The organism is Aeromonas sp. 84A (genome assembly GCF_051919345.1).
Taxonomy (GTDB): Bacteria; Pseudomonadota; Gammaproteobacteria; order Enterobacterales; family Aeromonadaceae; genus Aeromonas; species Aeromonas veronii.
In genome coordinates, this window is record NZ_JBQBEW010000001.1 from 697,773 (window position 1) to 713,236 (window position 15,464).

The 15,464-nt window shown below is 59.2% G+C and carries 12 protein-coding genes, 1 tRNA gene and 1 pseudogene; 5 read left to right on the top strand and 9 right to left on the bottom strand.

Translation table 11 applies throughout. The annotated features are described in order from the left end of the window. The first annotated feature begins 136 nt into the window (after positions 1 to 136). Together lptF and lptG are read left to right on the top strand one after the other, a co-directional pair. Positions 137 to 1,248 (top strand): annotated as a pseudogene (gene lptF, locus ACTG20_RS03320) (LPS export ABC transporter permease LptF). Between the two features lie 25 nt (positions 1,249 to 1,273). Continuing rightward, on the top strand, positions 1,274 to 2,344 hold the full coding sequence (gene lptG, locus ACTG20_RS03325) for an LPS export ABC transporter permease LptG (RefSeq protein WP_021231808.1): 1,071 nt from the start codon (positions 1,274 to 1,276) through the stop codon (positions 2,342 to 2,344). A 74-nt stretch (positions 2,345 to 2,418) separates the two neighbouring features. Here the strand turns inward: lptG and ACTG20_RS03330 are convergent, their stop codons facing one another. Further along, positions 2,419 to 2,952, bottom strand: a complete 534-nt coding sequence (locus tag ACTG20_RS03330; protein WP_162516237.1) for an RDD family protein — start codon at positions 2,950 to 2,952, stop codon at positions 2,419 to 2,421. Between the two features lie 143 nt (positions 2,953 to 3,095). On the opposite strand from ACTG20_RS03330, the gene ACTG20_RS03335 reads away from it, so the two are divergent. Beyond that, a tRNA-Leu gene (locus tag ACTG20_RS03335) sits at positions 3,096 to 3,181 on the top strand. A 239-nt stretch (positions 3,182 to 3,420) separates the two neighbouring features. Here ACTG20_RS03335 and ACTG20_RS03340 read toward each other — a convergent pair. From ACTG20_RS03340 to ACTG20_RS03375, 8 genes are all read right to left on the bottom strand, one after another. Next, positions 3,421 to 4,044: a PepSY-associated TM helix domain-containing protein gene (locus ACTG20_RS03340; protein ID WP_194495623.1), complete on the bottom strand. Its 624-nt coding sequence runs from the start codon at positions 4,042 to 4,044 to the stop codon at positions 3,421 to 3,423. 64 nt (positions 4,045 to 4,108) lie between these two features. After that, complete coding sequence (locus ACTG20_RS03345; protein WP_194495622.1) at positions 4,109 to 6,151, bottom strand: TonB-dependent receptor; 2,043 nt, start codon at positions 6,149 to 6,151, stop codon at positions 4,109 to 4,111. Between the two features lie 293 nt (positions 6,152 to 6,444). After that, the gene (locus ACTG20_RS03350; RefSeq protein WP_194495621.1) at positions 6,445 to 7,482 is read right to left on the bottom strand and encodes an acyltransferase; all 1,038 of its coding nucleotides are present in this window, start codon (positions 7,480 to 7,482) and stop codon (positions 6,445 to 6,447) included. Positions 7,483 to 7,705: 223 nt separating this feature from the next. Further along, positions 7,706 to 8,617, bottom strand: coding sequence for a D-alanyl-D-alanine endopeptidase (gene pbpG, locus ACTG20_RS03355; protein ID WP_194495620.1), 912 nt, complete (start codon positions 8,615 to 8,617; stop codon positions 7,706 to 7,708). A gap of 260 nt (positions 8,618 to 8,877) precedes the next feature. Further along, entirely contained in the window at positions 8,878 to 10,344 is a 1,467-nt protein-coding gene (gene yjeM / locus ACTG20_RS03360) for a glutamate/gamma-aminobutyrate family transporter YjeM (protein WP_194495619.1), read from the bottom strand. A 435-nt stretch (positions 10,345 to 10,779) separates the two neighbouring features. Further along, on the bottom strand, positions 10,780 to 11,658 hold the full coding sequence (locus ACTG20_RS03365) for an EamA family transporter (protein ID WP_196783485.1): 879 nt from the start codon (positions 11,656 to 11,658) through the stop codon (positions 10,780 to 10,782). Between the two features lie 33 nt (positions 11,659 to 11,691). Beyond that, entirely contained in the window at positions 11,692 to 12,612 is a 921-nt protein-coding gene (locus ACTG20_RS03370) for an ABC transporter substrate-binding protein (protein ID WP_194495617.1), read from the bottom strand. Between the two features lie 120 nt (positions 12,613 to 12,732). Continuing rightward, positions 12,733 to 13,788 (bottom strand): porin, encoded by a 1,056-nt coding sequence (locus ACTG20_RS03375; protein WP_040068785.1) that lies wholly within the window; start codon positions 13,786 to 13,788, stop codon positions 12,733 to 12,735. A 221-nt stretch (positions 13,789 to 14,009) separates the two neighbouring features. Between ACTG20_RS03375 and glpX the strand changes: the two genes are divergently transcribed. Both glpX and ACTG20_RS03385 read left to right on the top strand, forming a co-directional pair. Further along, a complete protein-coding gene (gene glpX / locus ACTG20_RS03380; RefSeq protein WP_005336386.1) occupies positions 14,010 to 15,020 on the top strand; it encodes a class II fructose-bisphosphatase in 1,011 nt (336 codons plus the stop codon). Positions 15,021 to 15,154: 134 nt separating this feature from the next. Next, positions 15,155 to 15,406: a YkgJ family cysteine cluster protein gene (locus tag ACTG20_RS03385; protein WP_005336384.1), complete on the top strand. Its 252-nt coding sequence runs from the start codon at positions 15,155 to 15,157 to the stop codon at positions 15,404 to 15,406. Positions 15,407 to 15,464 lie beyond the last annotated feature (58 nt).

Below are 15,464 nucleotides of genomic sequence, written 5' to 3' on the forward strand. Positions count from 1 at the left end.
TATTGAATAATGCGGTGCTTGTTGGGGTATCAGAGGCGGAGCGAACAGCCACAGGCTCCGCAGTTCAAACTGGTAAAAATCCAATATACGGCCCTATTTTTCAGGCATTCGACTAAAAACACAAGTTTACTTGGGAATGACTGTGATCGTTTTCCATATTTGTTCAGGGAAACCCTGAAAACCCAGCTGGCAGTGTTATTCGTATTGCTGCTTATCTTTGTCAGCCAACAATTTATCAAGATCATCGGTGACGCCGCCGATGGCGAGGTGCCGACACGTCTGGTCTCCACCCTGCTGCTGCTCAACTTGCCCAATATGGCGCTGTTGATGCTGCCTATCAGTCTCTTTTTAGCCATTTTGTTTGCCCATGGTCGCCTCTACGCCGAAAGCGAGATGACGGTGATGCATGCGGTCGGCTTCAGCCACCGTTTCGTGATGCGCAGCGCCATGTTGCTGGCCTTGCTGACGGCGGTGGTCGCGGCGTTCAACACCGGCTGGATCGCCCCGCAGGCCAAGGAGCGCGAGTATCAGGTGATCGACGAGTTCAAGGCGGATCCGGGTATCTCCTTCCTGCAGGCGGGCCGCTTTATGGAGCTCGACAAGGGGCGTCTGGTTGCCTATATCCAGGATTTGAACGACAACGGCTCAAAACTGCAAAAGATCTTCGTGTTGCAGCGGGCGGAGGGGAACAATCCTCCCTCGGTGGTGGTGGCGACCGAAGGGGTGGTGACGGTCGATGAGAACGGTCTGCAGTGGCTGACCCTGATGGATGGCTCCCGCTACGAGGGGAACTTCTCCGGCAAGCAGTTCCAGATCTCCGATTTTCGCGAATATGGTCTGGTGATCCGCCAGCAAGAGATGGAGCGTTCCAACCGCAAGGCGGCGGCCAAGCCGACCATGGAACTGTTCGGTACCCAGGACAACGCCATGATGGCGGAATTGCAGTGGCGTATCTCGCTGCCCCTCTCCATTCCGGTGCTGACCCTGCTGGTGGTACCGCTGGCGCGGGTCAACCCCCGTCAGGGACGCTACGCCAAGCTGTTGCCGGCCATCATGCTCTATCTCTCCTACTTCCTGCTGCTCAGCGCCGCCCGTTCGGCCATTGACAGCGGTCGGCTGCCCTACTGGCCGGGGATGTTCCTGGTGCCGCTCGGTTACCTGCTGTTTATCGGCCTGCCCCTCAATCTGCAGGGCACCAGCTGGTGGAACGGGGTGAAAGGGCGCTATTTCAACAGAAAATCAGCATGATGCTGCAACATAGGAACTTCTACTGATGTTTGGCATTCTCGATAGGTATATCGGTCGGGTCATCTTTATGTCGATCCTGCTGTGTGAAATCACGCTGGTTGGTCTGGCGGCGCTCATCAAGTATGTAGAGCAGCTCAAGTCAGTCGGTGATGGCAACTACGACATGATCAACGCCCTCTACTATGTGCTGCTCTCCATGCCCAAGGAGGCGGTGCTCTTCTTCCCGCTGGCCGCGCTGCTGGGTGGCCTGATTGGTCTGGGTCAGCTGGCGACCAGCTCCGAGCTGGTGGTGATGCAGGCGGCGGGTCGTTCCAAGATCAGTATCGTGATGGCGGCGCTCAAGACGGCGATCCCGCTGATGATCATGGTGGGGCTGATGGGGGAATATGTGGCCCCCATCGCCAAGCGGATGGCCGATGACATCAAAGCGGGCGCGCTGTCCGAAGGTCGTCTGACGGTTTCCGCCTACGGGGTGTGGGCTCGCGATGGCAACAACTTCGTCAATATCAACGGGGTGCGTAACGATGGCGCCCTCACCGGCATCACCCTCTATCGCTTCACCCCCGAGCGCAAGCTGATCGACGTGGTGCAGGCGCAGGAGGGTGTGTTCGAGCGCCACCACTGGCTGCTCAAGCAGACCCAGGTTACCCGCTTCGACGACCCGGCGCAGATCCGCAGCGAACAGCATGACAAGATGGAGTGGAGTTCGGAGCTGACGCCCAAGCAGCTGGGGGTGGTGAGTATCGACCCCGAGAACCTCTCGGTCTCCGGTCTGCTCGACTACATCGGCTATCTCGATGCCAACAAGCAGGATGCCGGTCGATACAAGTTGGAGATGTGGCGCAAATTACTGTCACCGCTCTCGGTGGTGGCGATGATCCTGCTGGCCTCCTCCTTCATCTTCGGCCCGCTACGCTCGGTGAGCATGGGGGCGCGGATGCTGATGGGGATCATGACCGGCTTCGCCGTCTATGTGAGCGATCGGGTGTTTGGCCCCATCAGTCTGGTCTATGCGGTACCGCCCATTCTGGCGGCTATCGCGCCCAGCTTGCTGTTTGGCGGCATCTCCTTCTACATCCTCAGCCGCAAGCAGTAATCCGCACGGGATTATGAGGAAATGCAAAGAGGGCACCTGTTGGTGCCCTCTTTCGTTGCTGCATTGATCCGGGATTACTTGTTCAACAATTCCAGATTTGCCTCTTTGCTCAGCACGATCACTTCGCACTCGGCCCAGATATCCTGAAACGCCCGTGGGCGCTGGCGGTTGAACAGGCACATCAGGTTGCCCAGGCCAAAGGCGGCGGTAGCGAGACGGATCAGCGCCTGGGTGATGCGGATATGGCTGCCATCCTCGTTCTGAATGCGCAGCCGCCAGGCGCGCATGCCGACGGTCTGGCCAGCGCGGGTCCAGAACCAGGTGTAGAAACCACAGATGACGAAGGCGAGCCACAGGGTGTAGATCAGGCTCAGGTGGTGGCGGGTCAGCAACCAGACGGTATCTTCACCCGCCGGTACGCTGGCCATGCCGGTGACCAGCAACAGCTTGGCGACACCCATGCCGATAAAGCCAGCGATGATCAGCAGCGAAGTCACCACCAGCGCATCATAGATGAGGGCGCCGAGGCGACGCAGCAGACCCGCTGACGGGTATGGCTGAGTGGCGGGAGAGGGGGATTTTTGTTGGACTTTTTTAGGCTTGGCCATCGTTTTTATTCCATTAAGATGATGGCGGCATTCTATGTAACTGGCCCCGCATCGGCAAGGCGTTGAATAAATGAACAAACGGGAGTGTTCAATCGAAAAACACCTTGCATGGCATCGCGCCATTCGTATAATTCCTCGCAGTTGCCCGGGTGGCGAAATCGGTAGACGCAGCGGATTCAAAATCCGCCGGTGAATAACCGTGTCGGTTCGAGTCCGACCCCGGGCACCATCAAATTCATGACAAAAGGCCATCAGCAATGATGGCCTTTTGTTTTTTGGCGTTCCTGCGCTTTTGGGGCGTTACTGTTGAGCTGGCACTATTTCCCGTTACCTCTTGGTATCCCTTCTCATTTCTCGCTCTCCGTTATCTCCTTTTCTTGATGTGGCCGCTGACGGCATCACCGCCAGCGGCCTGTTTCTATTGTGGTTTTCTTCCAAACCTTGCTGCATCAGAACATGGTTGCAGCGTTACCCCAGCAGGGCAAACAGCAGGGTGCCGAGGCTGCCAGCGAGTGTCAGCGCGATGATGGCTCTGGGTGTGCCGTGCAGCTTGGTCCACATAAACAGGCTGGTGAGGGCCAGCAGTAGCAGGGCCAGGGCGGCGATATCGCCAAACAGCTGCCAGCCGAGGCCGGTGCCCATGCCGCGGTGTAGCCGGTTGAGGCTGGCGGCAAAGTTGGCTTGCTGCAGGTCGGTACGTACCAGCAGGGTACCCTCAACATAGCTGGCGGCCACGCTCTGGCTGAGGGTGACACCGCGCATCTCCCACTTGGCGGGCAGGGTGAGCGGGCCGTTCGGGGTGGGCAGGGTCTGGGCCGGGGTGATCATGGTTCGCCCATCGGCAAAGGTTTCGGGATAGCGCTGTTGCAACAGGCTTTTCAGCTGATCCGGGCTGGCGAGCGGTGCCTCCAGCACTATCTCTTCACTCGATTTATCGGTGTGGGGGCCGGGGATGGGCAACACGGCACGGTGTTGCAGCCAGAGACCGGTGATGCCGTACATCAGCATCAGGGCGAGGGTAAAAAAACCGGCCCAGGCATGGAGGCGGCGTACCCATTTGTTGTTGTGAAGGGGAACTCTTCTGCGTTTCATCGTGGTTGCTTCATAAAAAAACTGGCCAGCAGGGGCTGGCCAGTCGGGGTGGTTGTCACTGAGATCAGAAGCGGTAGGTACCGGTCAGACTCAGCTGACGGGGTGTACCCGGCATGATCTGGGTGGCACTGGTGGCGCTGACAAAGTACTCGTGATCGGTCAGGTTTTCGGCGCTCAGCTCGGCTTCCCACTGCTGCCAGCGATAACCGGCGCGCGCATCGAAGCGGGCGTAACCGGGCAGTGTGGTGGTGTTGGCGTTGTCGGCGAAGCGATCGCCCACCGCCGTTACGCCGGTTTCACCGAACCAGCCCTGCTCGCCACTCTTGTAGCCGAGGTAGATCTGGCCATTCTGGCGGGAGACGTTCATCGGGCGCTTGCCCTGCAGGTCCGCATCCGCCTTGACCTGCTCCGCATCCTGGATGGCGAAGCCGCCACGCAGGTAGAGCTCGTCGGTCAGCTCGGCGCGGGCGCTCAGCTCGATCCCCTCGGTACGCTGCAGGCCGGTGAGGATCACCTTGGTGGGATCCAGCGGATCCTTGGTGCGCTTGTTGTACATCTCCAGTCGATAGAGGGAGAGAGTGGTCGCCAGCTTGCCGTTCAGCCAGTCACTCTTCACGCCACCTTCGTAGAGGCGGGTGTGCTGGGGTTCCAGCCCGTTGTTCTTGTCACCCGGGGTGATGCCGATCAGCTCGCCGCCCACCGGAGTGAAGGTCTTGCTGTAGGAAGTGTAGAAGGCGTGATCCTCGAGGGGATTCCACACCAGACCAAGGCGCGGGCTCAGGCTGTTGACCGAGACGCTCTCCTCCTTGTTGAGGTCGTAGCGGCGACTGGTGACGGTGAAGTCGTCACGGCGCAGCCCGCCCACCAGATGCCAGTCACCCAGGCTGAGCTGATCCTGCAGATAGAGGCCATTGCCGCGCACCTTGTGTTTGGCGTCGCTGGAGAGCTTCATGGCGCCATTGTAGGTAGGCAGTGAGCCCGGGTCGTAGAGATTGCCAGACGGGATGGCGTTGGCGTTCTGGTAGAGCTTGGGTGTGCGCTCCTGCCAGTTCTGCTCGAAGCCAACCAGCAGGCGATGTTCCACCGGGCCGGTCTGGAACAGACCTTCGGCCTCGGTGTTGCTGATCAGGTTCTTCGCTTTCAGATCCTGCTGCCAGCGGGAGCGGGTCACCTGATCCCCTTTGACGCTGGTGACATAGGTGTTGTCAAACTGGCTGTCGAGGGTGGAGTAACCGAGCTGCTGGCGCAACTGCCACTGATCGTTGATATCCCAGGAGAGGCGTGAACGGGTGGATTGTGCCACGTCATCGATGAAGTCACGGCTGGTATCGCTGTAGACATACTCTCGCGGCACATCGGCCGGACGGCCATTGACCCCGGGAATGCCGCGATCCGGGGTGCGGTCATGTTCGTTGCGCTCGTACTGTACCAGCCAGTTTAGGTTGTCGCTGATCTCCCAGTTGGCGGAGGGGGCCAGCAGGGTGCGCTTGCTCTTCACGCCGTTGCGGAAGCTATCTTTGTCCTCTTGCGCCATGTTGAGGCGCAGTTGCACCTGCTCACTCGCCTCGCCATTGAGGTCGGCGGCCAGTCGCTGACTGTCAAAGCTGCCGACCCGGGCGGTGACGCTGGACTCCTGCCCTTTTTGCGGCTTTTTGCTGACCCGGTTGACGATGCCCCCCGTGCTACCGCGGCCGTAGAGCACGGCAGCCGGGCCCTTGAGCACTTCCACCCGCTCGATGTTGCCGAGATCCCGGGTGTACTGCATGTCGTCGCGGAATCCGTCGAGATAGAAGTCGTTGCTGGCGCTGAAGCCACGGATATTGACCCCGTCGAAGCGGGTATCACCGCTGGCGTTGACCCCGGGAATGCCGCTCAGGGCTTCACTCAGCGTCGGTTGGCCGAAGGCGGTCAGCTCGCTGACCTTGACGCTGTCGATGGTCTGGGGCACCAGCTTGGCTGGCGTATTGGTCCGAGTAGCGGTGGCAACTTCCTGATGCTGGGAGCGTTTGCCAACCACAGTCATGGTTTCATCGGTGGCCTGGGCAGTGAAGCCGGTGCCCAGCAGTGCCAGCGAGACCAGCGTTCTGCGAAAGTGAGGGTGCTGCATATTCAATATTGACTCTTTGGATGTCGACCTGACGGCTCGAACATATTGATTTAATTATAATTAGCCTGACCCACCAAAGCGGGATGCCAATGATATTGATTTTCATTTGTCTGGCAAGGTGAAAATGGAGGGGGGTATTGGAGGCGGGTTGTGCGGTCGGGGGAGCTCGGCTGAAAAGCAGAGCCATTGCAGCAAACCGCGCGAACGAAGCGAGGGAAAAAGGGCGTAGCGGAAGAGAAAGGGACAAAACGTGAAGAGGCATCCGGCCCGATAGGACGGGCCGGATATCGGACTCAGTGGGTGCGCAGCAGTCGGCGGGTGAGGGGCTGGGCCGCCAGCAGGCGATAGGCCAGCAGAGACGATCCCAGCAGCAGCGGCACCTTGGCGATCTCCCACAGGATGGATGCGCCCTGCGGGCCAAACACGAAGAGCCAGACTACCAGCATCATGTGCAGGCAGTAGATCCCGAGCACTTTGGGGGCCTGGCGCTCAAGCCAGCTGCCCTTGCCCCACTCGGGGTTGGCCAGCAGCAGGCCAAACAGGCCGATAGCCCAGGGAAGGGAGCCGAGCAGGAAGTCGTGGCGGGTGAGCGGCACTGCGGCAAAGTGCTGCAGCGCCCAGGCTTCACAGCCATAGAGCGTCACCCCAGCCAGCAGCAGTTGCCAGCCGGTGCGGGCATCGGGCTGCCACTGACGCTGGCGCAGCAGGGCCCCGAGCGCCACAAACAGCAGGGAGAAGAAGGGGCCGTTACGGGTGAGCAGTGGCCACTCGGCGCCCAGCAGCGGCTTGGCATAGGAGCCCCCCAGCAGCGCCAGCAGGTAGAGGCCAAGACCCAGCCAGAGGGCGAGCGCTGGTCTGCCAAGCCGGTAGCAGAGTGCCAGCAGGGTCACCGCAATGATCAGGGCTGGCAGGAACCAGAGGTGGATCATGCCGCCCACCAGCCAGCCATTGAGGGGGTCGCCGAGCTGGAATTGCCACTGCCCGCGCAGGGAGGCCAGATAGCCTTGCTGCACGGCATCCAGCGGATTGAACGGCACCAGCAGGTAGACCAGACTCCACACCAGCCAGAGTATCAGCAAGGGGTGGCAGTAGCGCCAGGCCACGGTCAGCGGCGCCTCGCGACTCAGTCTCGGTTGCAGAAAGTAACCGGCACAGAGGAAAAACAGCGGCACGGCAAAGCGGCATAACTGGTTGATGGTGCCGCTCAGCCAGAGCCAGGATCCTCTTCCCCACAGGGCGGGATTGAACGGATTGGCGAAGGGGGAGACGTGAATAGTCATCACGGCCAGAATGGCCAGTACCCGCCCGCACTCGATACTGGAAATACGCATGGTGGCTCGTCGTTACAGGGGTTGTGATGGCACGCTAAAATTCTCGCTGCTAGGTTACAACCAATTGATTCTATTAGTGTTAATCACGCTGTTGAGTAGTTACATTTTGTAACGGGATGGTGGAAGGTGTTACCTGTAACGGGAGCGGGCTCCCGTTTTTTGGGCGCGCTCATGCAGATAAAAAAAGCGAGGCGGGCGCCTCGCTTGGTTGGGGATCTCGAGCTTACTGGTGAGTCAGCATGTTGCTCTGGTTGGCGGCCAGGGTGGTTCTGCCCGAGCTCTCCAGCCAGGTTTTGATCCGCTTGGCGTCGGCGACCCGATCGTTGGTGGTCTCGGCATTGAGCAGCACCATGATCACCGGCTCGCGATTGACCTTGGTGCCCAGCACCAGACAGCGGCCCGCTTCGCGGATATAGCCGGTCTTGGAGAGGGTGAACTCCCATTGCCCTTCGCGGATCAGCCGGTTGGAGTTGAGGTAGTGCAGCTGACGCTTGTTGGTGCGCACATAACTCTGCTCGTCGGTGGAGTACTGGCGGATCAGCGGATAGGAGGCCGCTGCGGCGGCGAGTTTGGCGAGATCCTGCGCGGTGGAGACATTGCGCGGGTTGAGCCCTGTGCTGTCGGCGTAGCGGGTATTCCACATCCCCAGCATGCGGGCTTTGGCGTTCATCGCCTCGACGAAGGCACGCTGGCCGCCGGGATAGTGGCGGGCCAGCGCCGAGGCGGCGCGGTTTTCAGAGGACATCAGGGCGATATGGAGCATTTCGGCGCGGCTGAGCCTGGAACCGATGGCCAGGCGCGAGCCGGTTCCCTTGATGCGGTCGATGTCGGCATTGGTCACCGTGAGCATTTCATTCAGGCGCAGGTTGGCATCCAGCACTACCAGCGCCGTCATCAGCTTGGTGAGTGAGGCGATGGGCATTACCCGATTGCCGTTGCGCTCGGAGATCACCTCGCCGGTTCTGTGGTTGGCCACCACGAAAGCGGCCGAGCTGAGGTTGGGCACATCCCGTCGCTCGAGAAAGCCGCTGCTGCTCTTGCTGCTGGCGGAAAAGGGGTTGGCATGGGCACTGTCCATAGTGGCCGGCAGCATTACTGCGCCAAGCAACAGGGGAAGGAGGGAACGCATCATCATGATCAGCTCTACCGGACGAAATACAGGGATATCTCGCTAAGTTATATGTCGTGAACTGGCGCTTCACAATCATTCTCACCTTGATATTGATAATTTACGGCGTTGAGCGCGCTCTGACGGCGAGGAGAGCATAAAAGAGGTCTCTATAGAGTCTTTTTTTTACATTGAAACTATGGACTGGCCGTGATGGCGAGCGGAAGCCGGCGCTAAAAAAATCGGGACCAGAACGGTCCCGATAGGCATGGAGCATTGCTTGCCGTTTAGTGGATATCTTCCTGCTTGATCTTGAAGCGCATGGCGATCACCACGAACAGCAGCGGGCCAATGATGGTCCAGACGCCGGTGGAGATATCGCCGGAGATAAAGGGGGCGACCACGGTAAAGACGTTGCCGAAGGCGACCAGGATCAGGCTGATGATGGTGGCCAGCAGTACCGAGCCGGTGCTCTTGAAGAAGATCAGGTCCTTGCCCAGCGCCGGGTTGTTGCGATAGCGATACCAGGCGTAGATGAGGAACATGTAGGGCAGGGTCATGCCGACGTTGGTCATGGTGATGATCAGCTCATAGAGGGCGGCGGCCCCTTCCGGGTTGATCAGGGTAAAGATGGACTTGGCGGCAATGAACAGACAGACCACCCAGGCTTGCACCTTGAGGGCTTCAATCCGCACGCCATTCTCGTTCTCGCGCTGGAAACGCTCCGGCCAGAAGTAACTCGGGGTGCCGGTGATGAACTGGCGCAGCGGCGCGTAGGAGAGGGCGATAAAGGCACCCAGATAGCTCAGGAACATGCCAAGGCCAGCAAAGCGCATGAATACCTGTCCCAGCCACTCGCCACCAAGATGGCGCCCCAGCTCCAGCATGATGATGAAGAGGGCGGAGAGAGAGGTGATCCCCTCGGCCGGGAAGTCGCTCCAGCGCATGATGGCGCCGACCGCCAGAAAGCCGATGATGTAGCAGAGCACGATGAAGGCGCCGGAGAGGAAGATGCCGCGCTTGAGGTCACGCTCGGGATCTTCCAGCTCGTCAGCCACCCCGGCCATCGCCTCGACCCCGCCGTAGGCGAAGATGGCGAATACCATGAAGCCGAGGAAGGGGATGATGTCGTTGAATGCGGCATTGGGAGACTCCGTCAGCGATGCCTGGGTGAAGGGCTCCTGCAGAGTCATGCCGCTCACCGCGAAGGTGAAGACGCCACCGACCAGCAGCAACACGTTGAGTGCCACCACGGAGAGACCGCCGATGGCCGCCACTTTGGCGAAGCGGGCGCTCCCCAGGGTGATGAGCTTGGTGACGGTGGCAACCAGCGCGATGGCGACCACTCCCAGAATAAAGGGGCCGAAGTCGACCCCAGTGCCCAGGGTGACCGGGATGACGGTGATGTCGCGGCCAAACAGCATGAAGGAGAGGGGCACCCACATAGAGAGCGCCTTGCCAAACATCCAGATGACGTAGGAGGCGAACCACATGGTCAGACCGATAAAGGCGAATCGGGTCGAGACCGAGTGGCGCATCCAGGTAAAGATACCGCCCGCCTCTTTGCGAAAACCGGTGCCGAATTCGATCATCATCAAAATGAACGGGATGAAGAAAAACAGACCGCCGATCACGAACATCGGAATGGCGGCATATCCCATTCGGTAAAAACCGATCCCGATATTAGTGACGCCAAATACCGATGTTAATATCATCAATATAAAAGCGCCCAACTTCAGCTTTTTTGCCGACATATTAAAAACTCCCTGATGGTGCTGGATTTAAAATAATCAAAAATTAAACAGACGAAACCGGACCCATTAATAACGCGGTAGCGCCATGCCATCCTGCTGTGGCGGGCGCGATCGGGTCATCTCTGACCGGGCTGGCTTACCCGTCAGGCGGTCAATGAATGTATGGGCGGAGCGGCATGGTCTGTGCCATGCGCGATATTGGTCAGCGTTGCCGAAAATTAACTGTGAACGATTTTATCATTAATGCTGCTGGGCAGGTAAGTTTCCCGAATGAAGCTGTGGTTGAAATAAACAGACCTGCCAGTTAATTGATACGTTGCGGATGTAAACATTTACGCCCGGGCCGACACTTATTTCCATTATTCGTATTCGGCATATTTGGCGGGGTGAATTACGCCATCCTGCCTGATAAATACGCACCAATGACGACAGCGCTTATCCTCCCAGCCGGGTCAGCAGCACGCCGCCAGTGATAATGGCCGCCGCCGTCAGCCGCATGCGCCCGAGCGGCTCTTTCAGCAGCCAGACCGAGAGCAGCATGGCAAACAGCACACTGCTTTCGCGCAGAGCCGCGACCACGCCAATGGGGGCTTGGGTCATGGCCCAGATAACAATTCCGTAGGCGAGCAGTGACATGGCACCTCCTGCTATTCCCGCCATCGCATGGCGACGGATCTGGCGCCATGCGTTGCGTTTCTGGTGGACGATCAGCACCAGCAGCATCGCCAGCCCGGTACAGGCAAAGAGCCAGAGGGTGTAGCGTACCGGTTCACCCCCTGCGCGGGCGCCGGCCCCATCCGAGAGGGTATAGGTCGCCGTGAACATTGCCGTGATCAGTGCCGCCCGAACCGCTTTGCTGGCAAGGCGCTGCTGCCCGCCTCGCCAGGCCATCAGTAAGACCCCCATGATCAGCACGCAGGCGCCGACGATGCCGCCGTAACCGGGGTAGTCCCCCAGCAATATGGCACTTAACGCCATGGCGAGCAGCGGGGCACTGCCACGGGCCAGCGGATAGATCTGGCCAAAATCGCCCTGATTGTAGGCATGGCTGAGAAACAGGCAGTAACCGATATGGAGCAGGACTGAGAGGCCGAGCCAGGGCAGCTCGGCAGCAGAGGGAAGCCCCATGGGCAGCAGCGCCACGGCGGCGATAAGCCCTGAGAAGATCGCCACCAGTGATACCCCCACCAGCCGCTCTTCGCCAATTTTGACCAGCGCATTCCAGCTGGCGTGAAGCAGGGCTGCCAGCAGAACGGCAAAAAAGACGGTGGTGCTCATGGGAAAGGGCTCTCGGGAGATGGGGGTCAACAGCATACCCGCCCGGAGCCTGATTGGCCGAGATCTTTATCAAGGCTGCGGCTTTTCGGGGCTCGCCTCCTGCGTGGTGGCGTTACCCAGTTGCCCCAACACCAGTTTGGGATGGGGGTCGGTCTGCAGCGGAATATCCTGCAATTCTGTTCCCTGCTGATGGCGATGGATGATCCCGGCGGCCATCTTGCCCAGCGCCTCGTAGCTGCTGATGGTGCCAACGCTGCAGCCGTGTTCGACGAACAGCTCGGCACTGCAGATGGTAGGGATGGTGGCTGCGTTGAGCGCATTCAGCAAACGGGGGGCGATGGAGAGCAGATAGCTGTCTGCGGCCAGAAAGACGATGTCGTTTTTGGCATCCTGTTGCAGCCGCTTCAGTTCGTTGTCCAGCCGCCGTGGGTCAGGGGCCATTCGCCAGGTGACCATCTGCCACTGATAGCGTTTCGCTTCATTGAGCAGCATATCGGCCACCAGCAGGGTGTTCTGCTCACGGGGGTTGAAGGGCAGCAGCAGCCGCTTGCCGGTGGCCAGATGCTCGCTGGCGTTGGCCAGTTGCAGCGCCATCGGCACCATGTTGCTTACCCCGGCCACCATGCTGTTCTGGGCTTTGTCTTCCGAGAGAATGTCAGCCCCGACCGGATCGGAGACCACATTGAAAATCAGAGGCTTGCGGTTGGCCACCAGGCTCTTGGTCATGGTGGTGGCGGTGGTGCCAAAGGTGTAGATGTAGTCGTATTCGGCCAGTTTCGGCAGCATCTGCTGGCGCAGCATGGTTGCCAGCGCCGTACGATCCTGATCGGCGTTATAGGTGGTGATGGTGGCCTGATAGCCAAGGCGGGTCAGCTCTGCCCGAAAGCCCGCCTCGGCGGCGGTTTCACCGCGCCACAGCACCATGGCGATAGAGAGGGCGTGAGCGGGAAGAGCCAGCAGCAACAGCAGGACGAAAGGCAGCCTGACCATGATCATCTCTCCGGCGATACATCTACTGTTGAGCCTAGGCTACTTTATCCGGTCGTGAACGACGCCCAGCAAAAAGCGCGATGGCAAGCCATCGCGCTTTGGGGATCCGCAAAACCTCGATTAGAAGTCGTAGCGGGCAGCCAGCTGGAAGTCATCTTTCACATCAAAGCGACCGCTTTCTTTGCTGTCCAGATTGTTGATACGGTACTCGCCAATCACCCGCAGGTTCTTGTTGAATTTGTACTGGGCACCCAGGGTGTAGTAATCAACAGCATCAGTTTTCTGGCCACCGGTTACTTCCTGCTCCTGCTTGTTCCACAGGGCCATCAGGCCGAAGCCATTCTCGAAGTTGTAGCCCAGCGCGGCTTCCCAACCGGTGTGATCGGTGCCGGTTTTGACAAAGTCTGCACCATCAGCGTAGGTCAGTGCTGCATACAGAGCCTTGTTATCGTATTTGGCGGAGATCAACCACAGTTTGGCATCCTTGGCGTCTTTATCCTGACGCTGGCCGACGTTGTAGGCGGTACCAAGTGCCAGGTTGAAAGGGAAGGTGTAGGAAAGCGCAGCGCCATAGGCTGGGTCGCTGTTCTTGTTACCCTTGTCTTCCACTTTGCCACCATCGAACTTGTAGCTGGTGTCGAACTGGAAGCCATTGAACAGGCCTGAATACTTCAGTACGGAGCCTGCTCGGTTGGTAGCAAACGTGTCAGTACCTGCCCCGGTGGCATCAGCGCCATAACCATCGGATAGTGCCACATCAGTCCAGTCAACCAGAGTTCCCATTGCCCCTTTTTGGCGTCCGAAAGTGATATTGCCCCAATCGGCACCGACACCGGCAAAGGCCAGGCGGGTACGCAAGTTGTCTGCGTTTCCATCTTTACCCAGGGTCTTTTCGCTGTCATTGATATACATCTGCACTTCGTACTGGGCCAGTGCCTTCAGACCGCTCTGGATCTGGGTCTCGGCCTTGGCGCCGAAACGGACAAACTGGTTGGCGCCCTGTTTGTTGCTGTACTCCTTGGTAGCATTGGTGTCGTCTTTCTTGTCACCGAAGAAGTGACCCGCATAGACGCGGCCATAGAGATCCAGCATGGAGGTGTCATTTTTGTACACTTCAACGGCTTGAGCCTGGAAGGCTGCGGTGAGAGCCAGTGCCACTACAGTCAGCTTTTTCATCTTAATCCCTTGTGGTGTTGCAAGCTTTTGTTTTGAAAACGGGGTCATGCTAGGCAGCGGGGATGACAGCGGGGTGACAGTTGGATGAAGAGTCGATGGCAATTGGGTTGCAATTGGATGAATTGGCTACATTCTTGCTCGCAGCGGCTACTTTTGTGCGCAAAGGTTTGCCCTTGTGGTAGAATGCCGCCCGTTTTCGAGCTCCATAGGTTGGATATGCGATGAGACGTGAACTGGCAATCGAGTTTTCCCGAGTGACGGAAGCGGCTGCACTGGCTGGCTACAAGTGGCTCGGACGTGGTGACAAGAATATCGCTGATGGGGCGGCCGTAGCGGCCATGCGCCACATTCTCAACCAGATCGAGATCGATGGTGAGATTGTGATCGGCGAAGGTGAAATTGATGAAGCGCCGATGCTCTATATCGGCGAGAAGGTCGGTACCGGACACGGCGACGCGGTGGATATCGCGGTCGATCCCATCGAGGGTACCCGCATGACCGCCATGGGTCAGGCCAACGCGCTGGCCGTGCTGGCGGTGGGCGACAAGGGTTCTTTCCTGAAAGCGCCTGACATGTACATGGAAAAGCTGATCGTCGGGCCCAAGGCCAAAGGCGCCATCGATCTGGATCAGGCTCTCGAGCTGAACCTGAAGTCCGTGGCCAAGGCGCTGGGCAAGCCGCTCTCCCGTCTGACCGTCATTACCCTGGCCAAGCCGCGTCATGACAAGGCAATCAAGGAGATGCAGGGTCTGGGCGTGCGGGTGTTCGCCATTCCTGATGGTGACGTTGCCGCCTCCATCCTCACCTGTCTGCCCGACAGCGAAGTCGACATGCTGTATGGCATCGGCGGCGCACCGGAAGGGGTGATCTCCGCGGCGGTGATCCGCGCGCTGGATGGTGACATGCAGGCCCGTTTGGTGCCGCGTCACCGCGTCAAGGGCGACAGCCCGGAAGTGCGTGCGCTGGGCGAGCAGGAAATTGCCCGCTGCGAAGCGCTGGGCATCGATGTCAACAAGGTGCTCAAGCTGGAAGACATGGCGAAGAATGACAACGTCATCTTCTCCGCCACCGGCATCACCAAGGGGGATCTGCTGGATGGCATCACCAGCGATGGCGTGATGGCGACCACCGAGACTCTGTTGATCCGTGGTAAATCCCGCACCATTCGTCGTATCAAGTCGATCCATTATCTTGAGCGCAAAGACAGCGTGGTACGCGATATCATCCTGTGATGATGGCTCGCTGAACCGGCTGTGTTGTCTGAAGCCCGATCGCCCGTGCGGTCGGGCTTTTTGTTGTGCGCCAGCTACGTTTGTGCCGCTGCTTCGGCTATGGTGGCTCAGACCGTCCCAAAGGAGTGGAGTCTATGGAGTGTCGTAGCGGCTGCGCTGCCTGTTGCATCGCCCCCAGTATCAGCAGTGCCATTCCCGGTATGCCAGATGGCAAACCGGCTGGCGTCCCCTGTATCCAGCTCGATAGCGCCCTTGGCTGCAAGATCTTCGGTCAACCGGAGCGGCCGGCAGTGTGCGGCGGTTTTCGCCCCATGATGGATGTGTGCGGCAGCCACCGTGCCGAGGCCATCTGGCTGATCGGTGAGCTGGAGCGGCTCACCACCTGACGAGGGCAGGGCGAAGCGATAAAAAAGAGGCCGCATCATGCGGCCTCTCGCGTTTCTG

Coding starts and splice junctions, on each gene's coding strand:
- lptG (WP_021231808.1), top strand. CDS start 1,274: ATGTTTGGCATTCTCGATAGGTATATCGGTCGGGTCATCTTTATGTCG.
- ACTG20_RS03330 (WP_162516237.1), bottom strand. CDS start 2,952: ATGGCCAAGCCTAAAAAAGTCCAACAAAAATCCCCCTCTCCCGCCACT.
- ACTG20_RS03340 (WP_194495623.1), bottom strand. CDS start 4,044: ATGAAACGCAGAAGAGTTCCCCTTCACAACAACAAATGGGTACGCCGC.
- ACTG20_RS03345 (WP_194495622.1), bottom strand. CDS start 6,151: ATGCAGCACCCTCACTTTCGCAGAACGCTGGTCTCGCTGGCACTGCTG.
- ACTG20_RS03350 (WP_194495621.1), bottom strand. CDS start 7,482: ATGCGTATTTCCAGTATCGAGTGCGGGCGGGTACTGGCCATTCTGGCC.
- pbpG (WP_194495620.1), bottom strand. CDS start 8,617: ATGATGATGCGTTCCCTCCTTCCCCTGTTGCTTGGCGCAGTAATGCTG.
- yjeM (WP_194495619.1), bottom strand. CDS start 10,344: ATGTCGGCAAAAAAGCTGAAGTTGGGCGCTTTTATATTGATGATATTA.
- ACTG20_RS03365 (WP_196783485.1), bottom strand. CDS start 11,658: ATGCTGTTGACCCCCATCTCCCGAGAGCCCTTTCCCATGAGCACCACC.
- ACTG20_RS03370 (WP_194495617.1), bottom strand. CDS start 12,612: ATGGTCAGGCTGCCTTTCGTCCTGCTGTTGCTGCTGGCTCTTCCCGCT.
- ACTG20_RS03375 (WP_040068785.1), bottom strand. CDS start 13,788: ATGAAAAAGCTGACTGTAGTGGCACTGGCTCTCACCGCAGCCTTCCAG.
- glpX (WP_005336386.1), top strand. CDS start 14,010: ATGAGACGTGAACTGGCAATCGAGTTTTCCCGAGTGACGGAAGCGGCT.
- ACTG20_RS03385 (WP_005336384.1), top strand. CDS start 15,155: ATGGAGTGTCGTAGCGGCTGCGCTGCCTGTTGCATCGCCCCCAGTATC.